Annotated in this window: 16 protein-coding genes and 1 pseudogene; 9 read left to right on the top strand and 8 right to left on the bottom strand. The window is 68.7% G+C overall.

Going from position 1 to position 17,628, the window contains the following annotated elements; all coding sequences use genetic code 11:
- Nucleotides 1–108: 108 nt before the first annotated feature.
- A complete protein-coding gene (locus ACZZ9K_RS08050; RefSeq protein ID WP_463443786.1) occupies nt 109–2,589 on the top strand; it encodes a glycoside hydrolase family 3 protein in 2,481 nt (826 codons plus the stop codon).
- A 511-nt stretch (nt 2,590–3,100) separates the two neighbouring features.
- Here the strand turns inward: ACZZ9K_RS08050 and ACZZ9K_RS08045 are convergent.
- Nucleotides 3,101–4,114, bottom strand: coding sequence for an LLM class flavin-dependent oxidoreductase (locus ACZZ9K_RS08045; RefSeq protein ID WP_301600815.1), 1,014 nt, complete (start codon nt 4,112–4,114; stop codon nt 3,101–3,103).
- 122 nt (nt 4,115–4,236) lie between these two features.
- On the opposite strand from ACZZ9K_RS08045, the gene ACZZ9K_RS08040 reads away from it, so the two are divergent.
- Entirely contained in the window at nt 4,237–6,807 is a 2,571-nt protein-coding gene (locus ACZZ9K_RS08040; RefSeq protein WP_463443785.1) for a DEAD/DEAH box helicase, read from the top strand.
- 64 nt (nt 6,808–6,871) lie between these two features.
- Nucleotides 6,872–7,123, top strand: a complete 252-nt coding sequence (locus tag ACZZ9K_RS08035; protein ID WP_027465939.1) for a DUF6458 family protein — start codon at nt 6,872–6,874, stop codon at nt 7,121–7,123.
- Nucleotides 7,124–7,130: 7 nt separating this feature from the next.
- On the opposite strand, the gene ACZZ9K_RS08030 is transcribed toward ACZZ9K_RS08035, so the two are convergent.
- The 4 genes from ACZZ9K_RS08030 to ACZZ9K_RS08015 form a co-directional block, all read right to left on the bottom strand.
- Nucleotides 7,131–7,535 (bottom strand): PIN domain-containing protein, encoded by a 405-nt coding sequence (locus ACZZ9K_RS08030; RefSeq protein ID WP_027465940.1) that lies wholly within the window; start codon nt 7,533–7,535, stop codon nt 7,131–7,133.
- Complete coding sequence (locus ACZZ9K_RS08025; protein ID WP_111232839.1) at nt 7,535–7,735, bottom strand: type II toxin-antitoxin system VapB family antitoxin; 201 nt, start codon at nt 7,733–7,735, stop codon at nt 7,535–7,537. The genes ACZZ9K_RS08030 and ACZZ9K_RS08025 overlap by 1 nt, the downstream gene beginning before the upstream one ends.
- A 58-nt stretch (nt 7,736–7,793) precedes the next feature.
- Nucleotides 7,794–8,315 carry a ribonuclease H family protein gene (locus ACZZ9K_RS08020; protein WP_138801891.1) on the bottom strand — a complete coding sequence of 174 codons (522 nt, stop codon included), beginning with the start codon at nt 8,313–8,315 and terminating at the stop codon, nt 7,794–7,796.
- Nucleotides 8,316–8,378: 63 nt separating this feature from the next.
- Nucleotides 8,379–9,203: a hypothetical protein gene (locus ACZZ9K_RS08015; RefSeq protein WP_463443784.1), complete on the bottom strand. Its 825-nt coding sequence runs from the start codon at nt 9,201–9,203 to the stop codon at nt 8,379–8,381.
- Nucleotides 9,204–9,321: 118 nt separating this feature from the next.
- On the opposite strand from ACZZ9K_RS08015, the gene ACZZ9K_RS08010 reads away from it, so the two are divergent.
- Complete coding sequence (locus ACZZ9K_RS08010; protein WP_463443783.1) at nt 9,322–9,660, top strand: hypothetical protein; 339 nt, start codon at nt 9,322–9,324, stop codon at nt 9,658–9,660.
- 5 nt (nt 9,661–9,665) lie between these two features.
- Here ACZZ9K_RS08010 and ACZZ9K_RS08005 read toward each other — a convergent pair whose 3' ends face one another.
- Together ACZZ9K_RS08005 and ACZZ9K_RS08000 are read right to left on the bottom strand one after the other, a co-directional pair.
- Nucleotides 9,666–10,484 carry an aldo/keto reductase gene (locus ACZZ9K_RS08005; protein ID WP_463443782.1) on the bottom strand — a complete coding sequence of 273 codons (819 nt, stop codon included), beginning with the start codon at nt 10,482–10,484 and terminating at the stop codon, nt 9,666–9,668.
- A 220-nt stretch (nt 10,485–10,704) separates the two neighbouring features.
- On the bottom strand, nt 10,705–11,910 hold the full coding sequence (locus ACZZ9K_RS08000; protein WP_463443781.1) for an MFS transporter: 1,206 nt from the start codon (nt 11,908–11,910) through the stop codon (nt 10,705–10,707).
- Nucleotides 11,911–12,265: 355 nt separating this feature from the next.
- Here ACZZ9K_RS08000 and nrdH point away from each other — a divergent pair, with 355 nt between their 5' ends.
- The 5 genes and pseudogenes from nrdH to ACZZ9K_RS07975 all read left to right on the top strand — a co-directional run bounded on the left by nrdH (nt 12,266) and on the right by ACZZ9K_RS07975 (nt 16,563).
- A complete protein-coding gene (gene nrdH, locus ACZZ9K_RS07995) occupies nt 12,266–12,499 on the top strand; it encodes a glutaredoxin-like protein NrdH (RefSeq protein WP_017886897.1) in 234 nt (77 codons plus the stop codon).
- Nucleotides 12,500–12,625: 126 nt separating this feature from the next.
- Nucleotides 12,626–13,042 carry a class Ib ribonucleoside-diphosphate reductase assembly flavoprotein NrdI gene (gene nrdI, locus ACZZ9K_RS07990; RefSeq protein WP_027465945.1) on the top strand — a complete coding sequence of 139 codons (417 nt, stop codon included), beginning with the start codon at nt 12,626–12,628 and terminating at the stop codon, nt 13,040–13,042.
- 17 nt (nt 13,043–13,059) lie between these two features.
- A complete protein-coding gene (nrdE, locus tag ACZZ9K_RS07985; RefSeq protein WP_110864196.1) occupies nt 13,060–15,165 on the top strand; it encodes a class 1b ribonucleoside-diphosphate reductase subunit alpha in 2,106 nt (701 codons plus the stop codon).
- A 90-nt stretch (nt 15,166–15,255) separates the two neighbouring features.
- Nucleotides 15,256–16,231: pseudogene (nrdF, locus tag ACZZ9K_RS07980) on the top strand (class 1b ribonucleoside-diphosphate reductase subunit beta).
- A 155-nt stretch (nt 16,232–16,386) separates the two neighbouring features.
- Entirely contained in the window at nt 16,387–16,563 is a 177-nt protein-coding gene (locus ACZZ9K_RS07975) for a hypothetical protein (protein ID WP_463443780.1), read from the top strand.
- Between the two features lie 165 nt (nt 16,564–16,728).
- On the opposite strand, the gene ACZZ9K_RS07970 is transcribed toward ACZZ9K_RS07975, so the two are convergent.
- A complete protein-coding gene (locus tag ACZZ9K_RS07970) occupies nt 16,729–17,601 on the bottom strand; it encodes a carboxypeptidase-like regulatory domain-containing protein (protein WP_463443779.1) in 873 nt (290 codons plus the stop codon).
- Nucleotides 17,602–17,628: the final 27 nt, after the last annotated feature.

The following is a 17,628-nucleotide window of genomic DNA, read 5'->3' as shown; positions in this document are numbered from 1 at the left end:
CAGGAGCTGCCAGCGCGGGCGGCGAACCCGGTGGATGGTGGGTGTGGGCGACGAGGCCCCGGCCGTCCAGGCGGCGCCCCGCGGCCCTGAACGAGAGGACCGACCACCGTGACCACCGTGAACGACGCGAGCACCGCCTCCAGTCCGTCGACGCCGCTGACCGAGCGCATCGATGCGCTCCTCGGCCAGCTGACCACCGACGAGAAGGTGCAGCTGCTCACCGGACGTGACTTCTGGACCACCTGGCCCATCGAGAAGATCGGGCTGCGCAGGATCCTGATGTCGGACGGCCCGTCGGGCGTGCGCGGCGAGGTGTGGGACGAGCGCGACCCGTCCCTGAACCTGCCGTCGGCGACCGCGCTGAGTGCCTCGTGGGACCGCGCGATCGCGAAGCGCTACGGCGCCGCCGCCGCGGTGGAGGCCCGCCGGAAGGGCGTCGACGTCGTGCTCGGCCCGACCATCAACCTGCACCGGTCCCCGCTCGGTGGCCGGCACTTCGAGGCGTTCAGCGAGGACCCGGTGCTCACCGGTGACCTGGCCGCGTCGTACGTCGACGGCGTGCAGGAGAACGGTGTCGCCGCGACCCCGAAGCACTACATCGCGAACGACTACGAGACCGACCGCTTCACCGCGTCGACCGAGGTGTCGGACCGTGCGCTCCGCGAGCTGTACCTGCTGGCGTTCGAGAAGGCCGTGACCGAGGCGCACGCCTGGGCGATCATGTCGTCGTACAACGCGATCAACGGCGTGACGGCGTCGGAGAACGACCTGCTCGAGGCCCCGCTCAACTCGGAGTGGGGCTTCGACGGCATCGTCGTGTCAGACTGGACCGGGGTGCGTTCGGTGGACTCCGCGAAGGCGTCGCAGGACGTCGCGATGCCCGGGCCGAACCCGTGGTGGAGCGAGGGCCCGCTGCTCGCCGCCGTGCAGTCCGGCGAGGTGCCGATGGCGGCGATCGACCGCAAGGTCCGCCGGATCCTGACCCTGGCTGCCCGCGTCGGCGCGCTCGAGGGCTTCGAGCCCGTCGCCGCCTCGCCCGTGCACGTCGAGGACGGCATCGCGTTCGTGCGCGAGGCCGAGGCCGAGGGCACGGTCCTGGTCCGCAACACCGGTGTCCTGCCGCTCGACGCCCCCGCCGTGTCGCGCATCGCGGTGATCGGGCACAACGCCGACCAGGCCCGCACGCAGGGCGGTGGCTCGGCCACGGTCGTGCCGTCGCAGGTCGTGTCACCGCTGGACGGCATCCGTTCGGCCTTCCCCGGCGCGAGCGTGGACTACGCGATCGGCGCCGTCGTGCAGGAGGGCATCGCGGAGTTCCCGCTGTCCACCATCACGAACCCCGGCACCGGGGAGCCCGGAGCCCGGGTCGCCTTCGTCAAGGACGGCGAGGAGCTGTTCGTCGAGGACCGCCGCGCGACGGCACTGTTCTGGTTCGGCGGCGACGCCCCGACCCGCGAAGCCGACCGGCTCGACATCACCACCACCTACACGGCGGAGTCGACCGGGACCGTGCGGTTCGGCATCGGCGCGGCCGGCCGGTCACGCATGTGGATCGACGGCGAACTGCTGCTCGACGAGGACGTGCCGTTCGAGGGCGACCAGCTCGGTGCCGCGTTCCTCAACCCGCCGGCGCGGTCGGTGCCGGTGTCGGTGACCACCGGCCAGCAGGTCGCGATCCGCATCGAGTACGACATCGTGCAGGACGAGACGCTCGGTGGGGTGCTGGCGTACCAGTTCGGCACCGAGCCGTCGGACGACGACCCCGCCGTGCTCATCGAGGCCGCGGTGGACGCCGCCCGTGGTGCGGACGTCGCCGTCGTCGTGGTCGGCACGAACTCCAAGGTCGAGTCCGAGGGCTACGACCGCTCCTCGCTGGCGCTGCCCGGCCACCAGGACGACCTGGTGCGCGCGGTCGCCGCGGCGAACCCGAACACGGTCGTCGTCGTGAACGCCGGATCGCCGGTCGAGATGCCCTGGCGGAACGACGTCGCCGCGGTGCTGCTGACCTGGTTCGGGGGGCAGGAGTACGGCAACGCCCTGGCCGACGTGCTGACGGGGGTGCAGGAGCCCGGCGGCCGCCTGCCCACCACGTGGCCCGTCGCGATGGCCGACGTCCCGGTGCTCGACGTCACCCCGGTCGACGGGAAGGTCGCCTACGACGAGGGTGTCCACGTCGGTTACCGGGCCTGGCTCCGCGCCGGCACGGAGCCGGCGTACCCGTTCGGCCACGGCCTCGGCTACACCACGTGGTCGATCGAGGGCGTCTCCGCGACCCCGACCGTGCGCGAGGGCGACGCCGTCATCGTCACGGCGACCGTCGCGAACACGGGCGCCCGTGCCGGCAAACACGTCGTGCAGGTCTACGCGTCCCGTGCGGAGTCGGCGGTCGACCGCCCGGTGCGCTGGCTGGTCGGGTTCGCCCCGGTCCGGCTCGCTGCGGGCGCGTCGACGGAGGTCTCGATCGAGGTCCCGGCGCGAGCCTTCGCCCACTGGGACGGCTCGTGGCAGTACGAGTCGGGGACCTTCACGCTGCACGTCGGCGCCTCGGTCACCGACGACGCCGGAACCGCGTCCCTCGAACTGGAGTGACGAAGTCGTCCGGTTTCCGCGCAGCTCCCAACTCCGTTCAGTAGCATCTATGTGCGCGAGTCGGCTGGTTACCGTCCGCGCACGCACCGACTACGGGGTCGCTGGGTGAGCGACTCGGTCTCCTGATCCGGCCGTTGTTGCCCTGGCCTCCCCGGTGCGTCCCAGAATGCGTCCCCGCGTCCGCGCGGGGACGCATTCGTCGTTCCGGCCGCGATGCGCACCGGTGAACCGGTTCCCGCACTTCGTCCCGGTTCGGAAAAACGAGTGACACTTGGTCAACTTCTTACGTCCCGGGTGCGCGGAACGGTGTGACAAACCGCTCGGTAGGTGGAACGATGGGTGCACCATCTCGTGCGGATCAGGGACGAGATGGTCATCCGGCCGGGCTCTCGGGCCTCACCAACTCGATCAGAGCCCCGCCGGATGCCCTTGACTCTCGGTGGTGGTGCGGCGGCGGGACCGCAGGCGGTCGGGCCAGCGGCGCCGGCGCTCAGGCCCGCAGTGCCGGCCCTCAGGCCCGCAGTGCCGGGGCGATCTCCTCGGCCACGATGCGCAGGATCCGCTCGTGTGCCGCACGGTCGCCGTTCGCCGGCAGGGTGATGACCAGTTCGTCGGTGGCGGTGACCGCCGGGTCGGCGAGCAGGGCGTCGACGATGGCCGCCGGTTCGCCGGACACGACCTTGCTGAACCGGAACGGCGGGGTACCCGAGAGCGGCCGGCCCTCGTCGTCCATCCCGGAGGCGTACCCGGTCAGGAACTCCTCGTGCACGGCGCGGTCGTGGTCGTCGAGGAGCGGCACCACGATCCGGCCCACGGCGACCTTGGACTCGCGCTGCGGGTGCAGCTCGGCGAACCGCTCGCGGTAGGCGGCGATCTGGTCGGCCTGCGCCTGGGCGAACGGGGCGCCGGTGTCCTCGGTGTTCAGGGTCGAGCAGTGCAGCAGGAGGCCCTTCTCGGCCGTGCGGACCGCCGTGCCCATGCTGCCGCCGCCCCACCACACTCGGTCGCGCAGGCCCGGGCTGAGCGGCTGCAGGGTCAGGTCGGCCCCGGCGGGGATGCTCTCGTAGCCCTTGCCGGCACTGCCCAGGGGCTCACCCTGCAGCACCTCGAGCAGCCGTGCGGCGCGGGCCTCGGCCTCGTCGCGAAAGCTGCGGTCGACCGTGCCGAACACCGGGTCGAGGATCGGGCCGTACCCGGCGATGCCCGTGCTGATGCCGAGCTGCACCCGGCCACCGCTGAGCAGGTCGACCGTGCTGGCGTCCTCGGCCAGGCGTACCGGGTCCTCGTAGCGCATGCCGAGCACGGCGGTGCCGAACGCGATGGTGCTGGTGCGTTGGGCGGCGGCCGCGAAGAAGGTCATCGGGCTCGTCAGGTACGGCTCGAAGTGCCGTCCGCGCACCCAGCCCGTCCCGTAGCCGAGCGACTCGGCGGTCTCGAACAGGCGCAGGCCGTCCTCCAGGGCGTCGGCGGCGCCGTCGGTGCCGCCGTGGTTCGGGACGAAGGAGAGGAAGCCGAGTTCGCGCATGTCGCGAGTCTATGCGCACGTATCGAAATGCGCCTGAGTCAGCGACGGGGCGGACGGGAGGCCCGTGGCGGCGCCGCCACGGGCCTCCCGTCCGGCACATGCGCACCTGGGAGGATGTGTACATGACCGACGTCACCACCGTGCCCCCGCTCGTCGCCGCGATCCCGGCGGCGGTGGACGGCGTCGTCGACCCCGACGAGGTCTACGAGGCCTTCGCGGCCTGGGCTGCCGAGGGCGGCCGGCCGCTGTACCCGGCGCAGGACGAAGCGGTCATCGAACTCGTGTCCGGCGCGAACGTCGTGCTGAGCACGCCGACCGGCACCGGGAAGTCGCTCGTCGCGGCCGGCGCGCACTTCGCCGCGCTCGCCGAGGGCAAGCGGAGCTACTACACGGCACCGATCAAGGCGCTGGTGTCCGAGAAGTTCTTCCAGCTCGTCGAGCTGTTCGGTGCGCAGAACGTCGGCATGGTCACCGGTGACTCGAGCGTCAACGCCGACGCCCCGATCGTCTGCTGCACCGCCGAGATCCTGGCGAACCTGGCGCTGCGGCAGGGGCCGGACGCCGACGTGGACGTCGTCGTGATGGACGAGTTCCACTTCTACGGCGACCCCGACCGAGGCTGGGCGTGGCAGGTGCCGCTGCTCGTGCTCGAGCGGGCGCAGTTCCTGCTCATGTCCGCGACCCTCGGCGACGTCACCACCATCGCCGACGACCTGTCCCGCCGGACCGGTCGGCCCACCGCCCGCGTGACCGGTGTCTCGCGACCCGTGCCGCTCGAGTACCAGTACGTGATGACGCCCGTGCAGGAGACGGTGGAACGGCTCCTCGAGGAGGGCAAGGCGCCGATCTACATCGTGCACTTCGCCCAGGCCGCCGCACTCGAACGGGCGCAGTCGCTGATGTCGGCGAAGGTCGCCTCGCGCGAACGCCGCGACCAGATCGCCGACGCCATCGCCGGCTTCCGCTTCAGCGCCGGGTTCGGACAGACCCTGTCGCGCCTGATCCGGGCCGGCATCGGCGTGCACCACGCCGGCATGCTGCCGAAGTACCGACGGCTCGTCGAGCAGCTCGCCCAGCGCGGCCTGCTGCCCGTCATCTGCGGCACCGACACCCTGGGCGTCGGGATCAACGTGCCGATCCGCTCCGTGCTGTTCACCGGGCTGACGAAGTTCGACGGCACGAAGATGCGCCAGCTGTCCGCGCGGGAGTTCCACCAGATCGCCGGCCGCGCCGGACGTGCCGGCTACGACACCGAGGGTGACGTCGTCGCCGAGGCACCCGAGCACGACATCGAGAACGCCCGCGCCGTCGCCAAGGCCGGCGACGACCCGAAGAAGAAGAACAAGATCAAGCGGAAGAAGGCGCCCGAGGGCTTCGTGTCCTGGGGTCAGGCGTCGTTCGAGCGGCTGATCGCAGCCGAGCCGGAGCCGATGGTGTCGCGCATGCGGATCACGCACGCGATGGTGCTGTCCGTCGTCGCCCGCGGCGGGGACGCCTTCGTCGACGTCCGGTCGCTGGTCTACGACAACCACGAACCGCGCTCGCGGCAGCTCGCGATGGCCCGGCGGGCGCTCGTCATCGCCCGGACCCTCATCAACGCGCGGGTGATCGAGAAGGTCGACGGCGCCTACCGCCTGACCGTCGACATCGCGCCGAACTTCGCGCTCAACCAGCCGCTGTCACCGTTCGCGCTCGCCGCGTTCGAGTTGCTCGACCCTTCTTCTCCCACCTATGCGCTGGACATGGTCTCGGTCGTCGAGGCCACGCTCGACGACCCGCGGGCGATCCTGTCGCAGCAGCAGTTCAAGGAGCGTGGCGAGGCCGTCGCCCGGATGAAGCAGGAGGGGATCGAGTACGAGGAGCGGATGGAACTGCTCGAGGAGGTCACCTGGCCGAAGCCGCTCGACGAGCTGCTGACCGCCGCCTACGAGGCCTACGCCGCGGAACAGCCGTGGGTGCTCGACTTCCAGCTGTCCCCGAAGGCCGTCGTCCGCGACATGTACGAACGCGCGATGACCTTCGGCGACTTCGTGCGCTTCTACCAGCTCACCCGCTCCGAGGGGCTCGTGCTCCGCTACCTGTCCGACGCGTACCGGACCATGCGGCAGACCATCGCCGAGGAACAGCGGACCCAGGAGCTCGACGACCTGATCGAGTGGCTGGGCGAGGTCGTCCGGCAGACCGACTCCTCGCTCGTCGACGAGTGGGAGGCGCTGCTCAACGGCGACGTCCTGCTGGCCTCCGAGGAGCACGAGGAGATCGCGCCGCCGCAGCCCGCACGACTCACCGGCAACCCGCGGGCGTTCCGGGTGCTCGTGCGCAACGCCCTGTTCCAGCGGGTGCTGCTCGCCGCGGCCGACGACATCGACGGGCTCGGGGAACTCGACGCGACCGTCGGCTTCGACCGGTCGGCGTGGGACAACGTGCTCGAGGAGTACTACGAGGAGCACGACAGCATCGGCACCGATGCCGACGCGCGCTCGATGCAGTACCTGGTGCTCGACGAGAGCGGTGCCACCGCATCACCCCGGGTCTGGAAGGCGCGGCAGATCTTCGCCGATCCCGAGGGCGACAAGGACTTCGGGTTCTCGGCGACGATCGATCTGGACGCCTCAGACGAGGTCGGCGAGGCCGTCGTGCGGGTCACCGAGATCGGACGGTTCGACGGGTGGGCCGAGGTGGACGTCGACTGACCGGCGCTGGGGTTGTCGGACGTGTACCGTCTCCGGCACCACCCCCACCCGAGAGGACTGCGTCATGCGCATCGGATCCAGCATCGCCCTGATCGTCATCGGCGCGATCGTCGCCTTCGCGCTGAACATCCAGCTCGCCGGTATCGACCTCCGCCTGATCGGCTACATCCTGATGGCAGCCGGTGTCGTGCTGCTCATCATCAGCCTCGCAGTGGCCTTCGGCGGTCGCCGCACCACGACCACCACGCGCTCGGGCGTCGACCCGGCGTCGGGGGAGCAGATCACCCGCCAGGACCGGCGCGACGGGACCTACTGACCCGCGGTCAGTGCTCCGGCAGGTACTCGTGCCGGAAATCGGCGACCGCGTCGGCGATGTGGTCGTAGTCGCGATCCGAGCTGAGGACGGTTGCCCCGTTGCGCACGGCATAGGCAGCGATGTGGACGTCGATCGGTCCTGCTCCGCGGACGTGGCCGTTGTTCCAGAGAGCGTTCTGGATGCTCGTCACATCCTGGACGTCCGGGTGTTCTGATGCTTCGAGGAAGGCGTCCATGTCATCGCGGTGTCCCTGGTGGTCGGGCCCGGTGCGTGCTGAATGGCAGTACTCGAGGACCTGAGGTGGGCACGTCATGATCAAGTCCTGCGTTGCGATCTCGCGAAGGCGTCGTGCGATCCCCGCGGAACGGTGCGCCTTCCACCAGACGGAGTTGTCGACGATGTACGTCGCCATCAGGGATGGAGTTCGTCAGCCGCGGAAGGGTCGGCGCTGAAGTCTCGCGCGATGATGCGTTCGACGGCGGCCGGCTGTCGCCGCACCGCGATGAGGGTTTCGAGTGCTCTCTGCACGACCTCGCGGTTGGAGCGGGCGCCGGTCAGCTGCTTCGCATCATCGAGCACGCGTGGATCAAGATCGATCGTCGTCACTGCCATGCCGATCACCTCCGTTATACAGAGGAGTATATAACCGGGTGGGCTGCTGGCGGAAGGGTCAGAAGAGGGTCGCGGGCGGGGTCGCGTCGGGCAGCGCGGACGGCTCGGGGACCTCGGCGCCGGGCCAGCCGGGACCGTGCGGCACGTCGGTGCCGTTCTGGAACGCGGTGGCGGCACCGCGGGCACGGACGTCGGCAGCTTCGTTCATCTCGTGACCGACGTGGCCGCGGACCCACTCGAACGTGACCTTGCGACCCTGCAGTTCCGCGTCGAGTTCCTTGATGATCTCGACGTTGAGGACAGGCTTGCCGTCGGCCTTCCGCCAGCCCTTGCGCTTCCAGCCGGCGAGCCACTCGGTGCAGGCCTTGATGGCGTACTGGCTGTCGCACAGGATGTGCAGCGGCTCGCCGGTGTCCTTCGTGGCGCGGAGCAGCTGCAGGACGGCCGTGAGCTCGCCGATGTTGTTCGTCGCGCGGGGCCAACCGCCGGCCGCCCACCGCTCGTCGTCGACGTACCAGGCCCAGCCGGCGGGGCCGGGGTTGCCGAGGGCTGAGCCGTCTGCGGCGGCGACGATCGTCACGATGGGACCTCCTGGTGGTGCCGAGTGCTGGTCAACCGTAACGGACCGGACCGACCCCTCGTCTCAACGCCGAGCGGGGTCGAGGTTGAGCGTGCTGCCCTCGAGCAGCCAGTCGTCGTCGCGTTGCTCAATGTAGGGGTTCATCCACTGCACCTGCGCCGGCGTGACGCCGAACCGCTCCGCGACGGTCGAGAGCTCGTCGCCGTGCGCGACCAAGTAGTTCGCCGGTCGGCCGTCGACGTCGGTGACGATGCCGTAGGCGCCCGGTCGGTCCTTGCCGACGGTGACCCGGAGGTCGGGGTAGGGGTTCGGGATCTTCCACGTGAGGTCAGCGGCGGCGAGCACCGATCCGGCCCACGGGCGCGCCGACGAGTCCTCGTCCGCCACCGTCGCCGGCACGAGGACGACACTGCGCAGGTAGTCGGGGCGCGGACCCGCCTGACCCATCGTGAACGAGGCCGGAGGAGCAACCGCGGCGGCCCACTCGACCGTCTCGCGCACCGCGCCGTCCGCGCCGTCGAGCGGCTTCGCGGGCCGGTGTCGGAACTCCAGACGCATCGGCTGCGGATTGGTCGTCCGGTACCCGGAGAGCTGGGCGTCGAAGGTGCCGCGGTCGTTCGCGACGACGCGGACGTGGATGCTCGTGTCGCCGCTCGGTGAGACGACGTCGGTCTCCGCCGCCACGGTGCCGGTGGGCAGGGCCTGCTCCACCTCGACCGCATCGGCCGCCGACGTCGGGTCCGGGGTGGGTTCAGTCGTGCGTTCGGCCGCCTGTCGCGTCGGCGTCGGGATGGTGTCGTCGCCGCCGAACGCCGTGCACCCGGTGAGCAGCAGCCCCACCAGTGCGGAGCCGATCACCGCGGTCGTCGCGGTCCGTGTTCGTCCCATCGTTCCCCCTCGTCGGCATCGTAGCGGGGGCGAGGGGCGTCACGGAGTGCGGGGAGCGGACCGAGCCAGACTCGTTACACGGGGCCGAGGACTACCGTCCGCTGCAGGAGGAGACACCATGAGCGACAGCATCCCGAACGCCCCCGGCCCCGAGCCGTCGGACGACCGAGCTCGGAACGACGCGCTCCGCGACGCCGCTCACAGCGACGACGTCGACGGGGTCAGTGGCCGCGAGCAGCGAGCGGCGGACACGTCGTACAGCCCGTCGAGCGAGCGTGAGATGGACGCATCCCAGACGAAGCAGCGCGACGACGCCGACCTGCGTGAAGACGGCATCGACCCGTCCAAGGTCATCGCGGCCCCCGGGACGGGCGGCGCGGACGACGCCGGCGATGTGGAGCCCGAACCGGGTGACCTGCACCTGCCGTGGCAGTCCGAGGAGGACCGCCGGAGCTGATCCGGCTACGACACCGAGTCCGGGTGGGAGCCCGTCCGCTGCCCGGACTCGAGCGTCCCGATCGCTGCGAGCTCGTCGGCGGTGAGCTCGAAGCCGTCGACGTCGAGGTTCGACCGGATCCGTGACGGCGTGACCGACTTCGGCAGCACCACCACGCCCTGCTGCACGTTCCACCGCACGAGCACCTGCGCCACGCTCACACCGTGCGTGTCCGCGATGCCGGTCAGCACCGGCTCGTCGATCAGTCGCCCGCGGCCGAGCGGCGACCATGCCCCGGTCACGATGTCGTGCTGCTCGTGGAACGCGATGAGTTCGCGCTGCGGCAGCCACGGGTGCCGTTCGACCTGGTTCAGCGCCGGTACCTCGCCGGTCTCGTCGATGAGTCGCTGCAGGTGCGGCACCTGGAAGTTCGAGACACCGATGCTCCGCGCCCGCCCCGACTCGCGCAGTTCCACCAGCGCCCGCCAGGTCTCGACGTAGCGGTCGTTCGCGGCGGCCGGCCAGTGGATCAGGTAGAGGTCGACGGCGTCGAGCCCCAGCCGCTCGAGGCTGCCGTCGAACGCCCGCAGGGTCGCGTCGCGCCCCTGGTGGTCGTTCCACACCTTGGTCGTCACGAAGACGTCGTCACGATCGAGCCAGGAGGCCCGGATCGCCGTGCCGACGCCGGTCTCGTTGCCGTACATCTCGGCGGTGTCGACGTGCCGGTAGCCGGCGTCGAGCGCGAGACCGACCGCCGTCTCCGCTTCGGCATCGTCGACCTTGTAGACGCCGAAGCCGATCGCGGGGATCGCGCGGCCGTCGCGCAGGGGGACTGAGGTGACCATGCACCCATCCTGCCGGTGCCTGGCGGGCGTGCGCCGGGCCTCCAGGCCATCTGTGGAGAACGCGACCCGCGTCCCGGGCGCACGTTCCTTCCCACACCGGCTGCGATGGCAAGTGGAAACGGGCGTACCTGGTCGGAACTCCCGACCAGGTACGCCCGTTTCGACCAGGTACGCCCGAAACCGCACGCCGCCCGCCCGACTCCCGCCGCCGCCCGCGCGCTCAAGTCGGCAGGTGCACCGGCTCGGTGTCAGGGAGGGGGCTGGCGTCACGGCCGCGCAGGTCGGGCAGCCAGCTGCGCATCGCCAGGGGGAGCAGCACGCCCAGGCCGGCCATCACGGCGCCGACGGTGAAACCACCGACGGGGCCGCTGCCGTCGATCAGGAAGCCGGCGATCGCCGAACCGCCGGCGGCACCGATCAGCTGGCCGGTGCCCATCCAGCCGTAGGCCTCGGCCGTGTCGGAGAACTTGACGGTGGCGGAGACCGAACCGAACATCACCGCGAGGGCCGGCGCGATGCCCACACCCGCGACGACCAGGGCGAGGCACAGCCACCAGAACCCCGTGCCGCCGAGGGCCAGGGTGAGGCCGACGAACACGACGGCCATGCGCGTCCACAGGGTGTTGCGGGAGATCGGGCGGTGGCCGAACGCCAGGCCGCCGACGAGCGAACCGACCGCGAACACCGCGAGGACGATGCCGGCGTTCGGGCTGCCCTCGCCGAAGACGCTCGTGACGCTCGCCTCGACCGCGGCGCAGGCCCCGATCAGGAGCAGACCGGTCAGGGTGGCGACGACGACCGCGGGGCGCTTCAGCACGACACCGAAGGCGCGCTTGGAACGGGGGATGCGGACGCGACCGAGCTCGGGGGAGGCGATGAACCACGCGCCGCCGACGACCAGGAAGACCATCGCGACGACGATCGCTTCGACCGTGCCGACCTGGGTGGCGACGAAGGTGGTGATGACCGGGCCGGCGACCCAGATGAGCTCCTGCGCGCTGGCGTCGAGCGAGAAGAGGGGTGTGAGCTGCGCCGACGTCACCATCTTCGGGTAGATGGTGCGCACCGCCGGTTGCACGGGCGGGACCGCGAGGCCGCCGAGGAAGCCGACCACCACGTAGCCCCAGAGCGGCATGACCACGAACGCGATGACCACCATGCTGATCAGCGCGACGATGCTCGTCAGGATGAGGACGGGGCGCATGCCCCAGCTGCCCATCCACCGGCTGGTCAGGGGGCCGGCCAGCGCCTGCCCGATGCTCGTCGTCGCGAGCACCAGACCGGCCGCGCCGTAGGAGCCGAACACGTGCTCGACGTGCAGCAGGTAGGCCAGCGACAGCATGCCGAACGGGAACCGCGCGGTGAGCTGTGCGGCGATGACACGACCCACGCCAGGGGTCTTCAGGAGGGGCCCGTACGTACTCACGAGACGAGTGTACGGACCGGCCGGACGGGGGCGTCCCCCGTCCTGGGGAGGGGCGGTTCGCGACACGCCGATGCGCTGATTCCACACTTGTGGATCGGGACTGTCCACGGGTGTGGGGAAGTGTCGGTGGTCGGCCGCAGACTGGCGGAAACTCGGGCCTCCCGGGAATCCACAGACTGTGGAGGACGTTGTGGAGAACTACACGGCTGTAACACTTCCTCTTGTGGTCGGTGCTGCGGCTAGCCACTAGATGTAGTGTGGAGGCATCGCAGCGGCCCCTCCCGGACACGACTGCGGACAGACATCAGCACCACCTCCACAGCACAGCAGAAACCAGTAGGAACCAGGGGAGAACATGGCCGTCACCGTCTACACCAAGCCGTCCTGCGTCCAGTGCACCGCGACGTACCGGGCCCTCGACAACAAGGGCATCGAGTACGAAGTGCACGACGTCTCCACGGACGAAGCAGCGCTCGAGCACGTCAAGAGCCTGGGCTACATGCAGGCCCCCGTCGTCGTCACGGACGACGACCACTGGTCGGGCTTCCGCCCCGACAAGATCGCGACCCTCAGCGCCGAACTGGCGTAGTCGCCTTCCGTCCTGCGGACGGTCACCCCGGTCCCGTTCAGCCTGTGCTGGTTGAACACCGCCGGCTCACCGCCCGCAGGACACCCCCGGTCCGCCTGTTCCGCACCTTCTCCAGAGGAGCGCACCATGAGCCGATTGGTCTACTTCTCGAGCGTGTCCGGGTACACCGCGCGCTTCGTCGAGAAGCTCGGCCGCGACGCGGACCGGATCCCGCTCTACCCGAGCGAACCGTTCCTGCACGTCGACGAGCCCTACGTCCTGGTCCTGCCCACCTACGGTGGCGGCAACGGCGAGGGTGCAGTCCCCAAGCAGGTCATCAAGTTCCTCAACGACGCCCACAACCGCTCGCTCATCCGCGGCGTGGTGGTGGGTGGCAACACGAACTTCGGCGAGGCGTACGGCCTCGCAGGGGACGTCATCGCGCAGAAGTGCAACGTCCCCCTTCTGTACAGGTTTGAACTCTTCGGGACCCCTGACGACGTGTCGGCGGTCAACTCAGGATTGGATGCATTTTGGACGCAGCAGTTGCAGACGTCGATCTGACGTCGCCGCAGACGGGGATGGACTACCACTCCCTCAACGCGATGCTCAACCTCTACGACGCGGACGGGAACATCCAGTTCGACAAGGATCGTGAGGCCGCCAAGCAGTTCTTCCTGCAGCACGTCAACCAGAACACCGTCTTCTTCCACAACCTGAAGGAGCGGCTCGACTACCTGGTCGAGAACGAGTACTACGAAAAAGCCACGATCGACATGTACTCGCTGGACTTCATCCAGCGACTCAACGACCTGGCCTACTCGAAGAAGTTCCGGTTCCAGACGTTCCTCGGCGCGTTCAAGTACTACACGAGCTACACGCTCAAGACGTTCGACGGCAAGCGGTACCTGGAGCGCTTCGAGGACCGCGTCGTCATGACCGCCCTCGGCCTGGCCCAGGGCAACGAGCAGCTTGCCATCGACCTGGTCGAAGAGATCGTCGCCGGCCGCTTCCAGCCCGCGACCCCCACGTTCCTCAACACGGCGAAGGCACAGCGCGGCGAGCTCGTCTCCTGCTTCCTGCTCCGCATCGAGGACAACATGGAGTCGATCTCGCGCGGCATCAACTCCTCGCTGCAGCTCTCGAAGCGCGGCGGCGGCGTGGCCCTGCTCCTCTCGAACATCCGCGAGGCCGGCGCCCCGATCAAGCAGATCGAGAACCAGTCCTCGGGCATCATCCCCGTGATGAAGCTGCTGGAAGACTCCTTCTCCTACGCGAACCAGCTCGGTGCGCGTCAGGGTGCCGGCGCGGTCTACCTCAGCGCCCACCACCCGGACATCATGAAGTTCCTCGACACCAAGCGCGAGAACGCCGACGAGAAGATCCGCATCAAGACGCTGTCCCTCGGCGTCGTCGTGCCGGACATCACGTTCGAGCTCGCGAAGAACAACGAGGACATGTACCTGTTCTCGCCGTACGACGTCGAGAAGGTCTACGGCGTCCCCTTCGGCGACGTCCCGATCTCCGAGAACTACCGCGCGATGGTCGACGACTCGCGCATCAAGAAGACGAAGATCAAGGCGCGTGACTTCTTCACGACCATCGCCGAGATCCAGTTCGAGTCGGGCTACCCGTACATCGTGTTCGAGGACACGGTGAACAAGGCCAACCCGATCAAGGGTCGGATCAACATGTCCAACCTGTGCTCGGAGATCCTGCAGGTCAACACCCCGACGACCTTCAACGAGGACCTGTCCTACAAGGAGATCGGCAAGGACATCTCCTGCAACCTCGGCTCGCTGAACATCGCGCTGACGATGGACTCGCCCGACTTCGGCAAGACCATCGAGACCGCCATCCGCGGCCTGACCTCGGTCTCGCAGATGTCGCACATCACCTCGGTGCGTTCCGTCGAGGACGGCAACGACAAGTCGCACGCCATCGGCCTCGGCCAGATGAACCTGCACGGCTACCTCGCTCGTGAGCGCGTCTACTACGGCTCCGAAGAGGGCATCGACTTCACGAACATCTACTTCTACACGGTGCTGTTCCACGCCCTTCGTGCGTCGAACAAGATCGCGATCGAGACCGGCGAGACCTTCGACGGCTTCCGCGACTCGAAGTACGCGTCGGGTGAGTTCTTCGACAAGTACACCGACCAGACGTGGACCCCCGCGACCGCTCGTGTTGCCTCGCTCTTCGACAACGCGAACATCACGATCCCGACGCAGGACGACTGGAAGGCGCTGAAGGCGTCCGTCCAGGAGCACGGCATCTACAACCAGAACCTGCAGGCCGTCCCGCCCACCGGTTCGATCTCGTACATCAACCACTCGACGTCGTCGATCCACCCGATCGCGTCGAAGATCGAGATCCGCAAGGAAGGCAAGCTCGGCCGCGTCTACTACCCGGCGCCGTTCATGACGAACGACAACCTGGACTACTACCAGGACGCGTACGAGATCGGTGCCGAGAAGATCATCGACACGTACGCCGCGGCGACGCAGCACGTGGACCAGGGCCTGTCCCTGACGCTGTTCTTCAAGGACACCGCCACCACGCGTGACATCAACAAGGCGCAGATCTACGCATGGCGCAAGGGCATCAAGACGATCTACTACATCCGTCTCCGCCAGCTCGCGCTGGAGGGCACGGAGGTCGAGGGCTGCGTCAGCTGCATGCTGTAGAGCTGCCGCTCTGCTCCCTGGAGGCGCGGTGCCAACCCGCACCGCGCCTCCAGTCCGTCACTTAGTCACCATCTCTGTAAGGAACACACGTTGGTCGAGAAGCTGAAGCTCATTGATCGGGTCCAGGCCATCAACTGGAACCGCATCCAGGACGACAAGGACGTCGAGGTCTGGAACCGTCTCGTCAACAACTTCTGGCTGCCCGAGAAGGTTCCGCTGTCGAACGACGTGCAGTCGTGGAACACGCTGACGCCGGCCGAGCAGACCCTGACCATGCGTGTGTTCACCGGTCTGACCCTGCTCGACACCATCCAGGGCACCGTCGGCGCCGTGTCGCTCATCCCCGACGCGATCACCCCGCACGAGGAAGCCGTCTACACGAACATCGCGTTCATGGAGTCGGTGCACGCCAAGTCCTACTCGTCGATCTTCTCGACCCTCGCGTCGACGCGTGAGATCGACGAGGCCTTCCCGCTGGTCCGAGGAAAACCCGAACCTGCAGAAGAAGGCGTCCATCGTGATGGACTACTACCAGGGCGACAACCCGCTGAAGCGCAAGGTCGCCTCGACGCTGCTCGAGTCGTTCCTGTTCTACTCGGGCTTCTACCTGCCGATGCACTGGTCGTCGCGCGCGAAGCTCACGAACACCGCCGACCTGATCCGCCTGATCATCCGTGACGAAGCCGTCCACGGGTACTACATCGGGTACAAGTACCAGAAGGGCCTCGAGACCCTCACGCAGGCCGAGCGCGACGAGCTCAAGGACTACACGTTCTCGCTGCTGTTCGAGATGTACGAGAACGAGGTGCAGTACACGCAGGACCTCTACGACGAGGTCGGCCTGACCGAGGACGTCAAGAAGTTCCTGCACTACAACGCCAACAAGGCGCTGATGAACCTGGGCTACGAGCCGATGTTCCCGAAGAACATCACCGACGTGAACCCGGCCATCCTCTCCGCCCTGTCGCCGAACGCGGACGAGAACCACGACTTCTTCTCGGGGTCCGGCTCGTCGTACGTCATCGGCAAGGCCGTGAACACTGAGGACGAGGACTGGGACTTCTGATCCCGGTCTGACTCATGGGGACGCCCCGCTGGCTTCGGCTGGCGGGGCGTTCTCAGTTGAAGGGAACCGTCGGCGATGTGGCCGACTTGCGGTTGACAACGCATCAAGATCACCTCGGTCAGAGGATCTGGTGGTGTCCCGACGACGCTGACTGGATGTTCAACCCCGACAAGGCTGAGGAGCAGTACGGGGGTTCGTACCTGCAGGCCGGTGGTACCGCCGAGAAGATGAGCGTGGAGCTGCGCCGTCGCGAGGACGACGGGGAGTACGGCTTCTACATCGTCGGCCGTGACCACGACCTCACCGAACTCCGTCTCATCGCCGACATGTAGAAGGTGGTGACGCCACCGTCGCGTGTCCGCGACCGTGTGCCAGACAGGAGGCGCGGTGCCAGCTGGCACCGCGCCTCCTGTCCGTTGCTGCTCACACGACCGCTTGCAGTCGCGCAGCCAACCGCGTCCGGCCAGCCCTGGGCTGGGGATGGTGCTGGGGCCGGATCACCCGAGGGCGCCGCCCCAGAAGTTGCCACCGCCGAACACGACCTTCACCGGCACGGCCTGCGCTCGGTCGGTCACGTACCGGTAGACGCCGCCCGGACGTCCGAGCCACAGCACCTGCGCGGTCGTTGCGGTCGTCGCGACGGTCCGGAGTTCCACCACGTACTGCCCGGAGGGGATCTGGAACTGCGCCGTCTGCTCGCTGTCGAGCAGCGTCGAAAACCGGGTCGAGAACGACGCACCGGTCGTCGCGTTCGTCACCGTGACGGTCGCACCGCTCAGTTGCGCCGACGGGCTGCGGGACGCCGAGGCCGCGTAGACGACCAGGTCGTAGTCGCTGTGTGCGTAGTGCCGTGACAAGGTGACTCGGGAAGCCGGGAGCGTTCCTCGCTGCTCGTACACCCGGGTCTTCCAGACGGCGGGCGACGCCGTTCCACTGGCGTAGGCCTCGATGCGGTACTTCCCGGTGCTCAACCCGACGAACCGGTACTGGCCCGCGCGGTCCGAGGTCGTCCGGAACACCTGCGAGGTGTCCTCGTTCCAGGCGTACATCAGGCGCCCAGCGGCGGGTCCAGTGGGGCCGACCACACCGCCCTGCACGGTGGCGCCGATCACGAGCGGTACGGTGACCGCGACTGTGGAACCGCCACGGACGGCGATGCCCGAGCGGAGTCCGGGGGCGTAGGTCTCCGTTCCGTGCGGTGGGAGCTGCCGCGTCGTCACCGTGACGGTGTCCGGTGCGGGGATGCCGGTGAACGTCGCGGTGCCGTCATCCTCGGTGGTGGCGTTCCCGACGACGACGTCGGTGCCGATCGCTGCGAGTTCGACGTCCGCCAGCCGGATCGCGGTGCCGTCCGGCGTTGCGAGCTGCACGGTGATCGTTCCGGATCCGGCCGCAGT

The organism is Curtobacterium sp. AC268, assembly GCF_979258745.1.
This window is presented reverse-complemented; position numbering and strand designations above follow the sequence as displayed.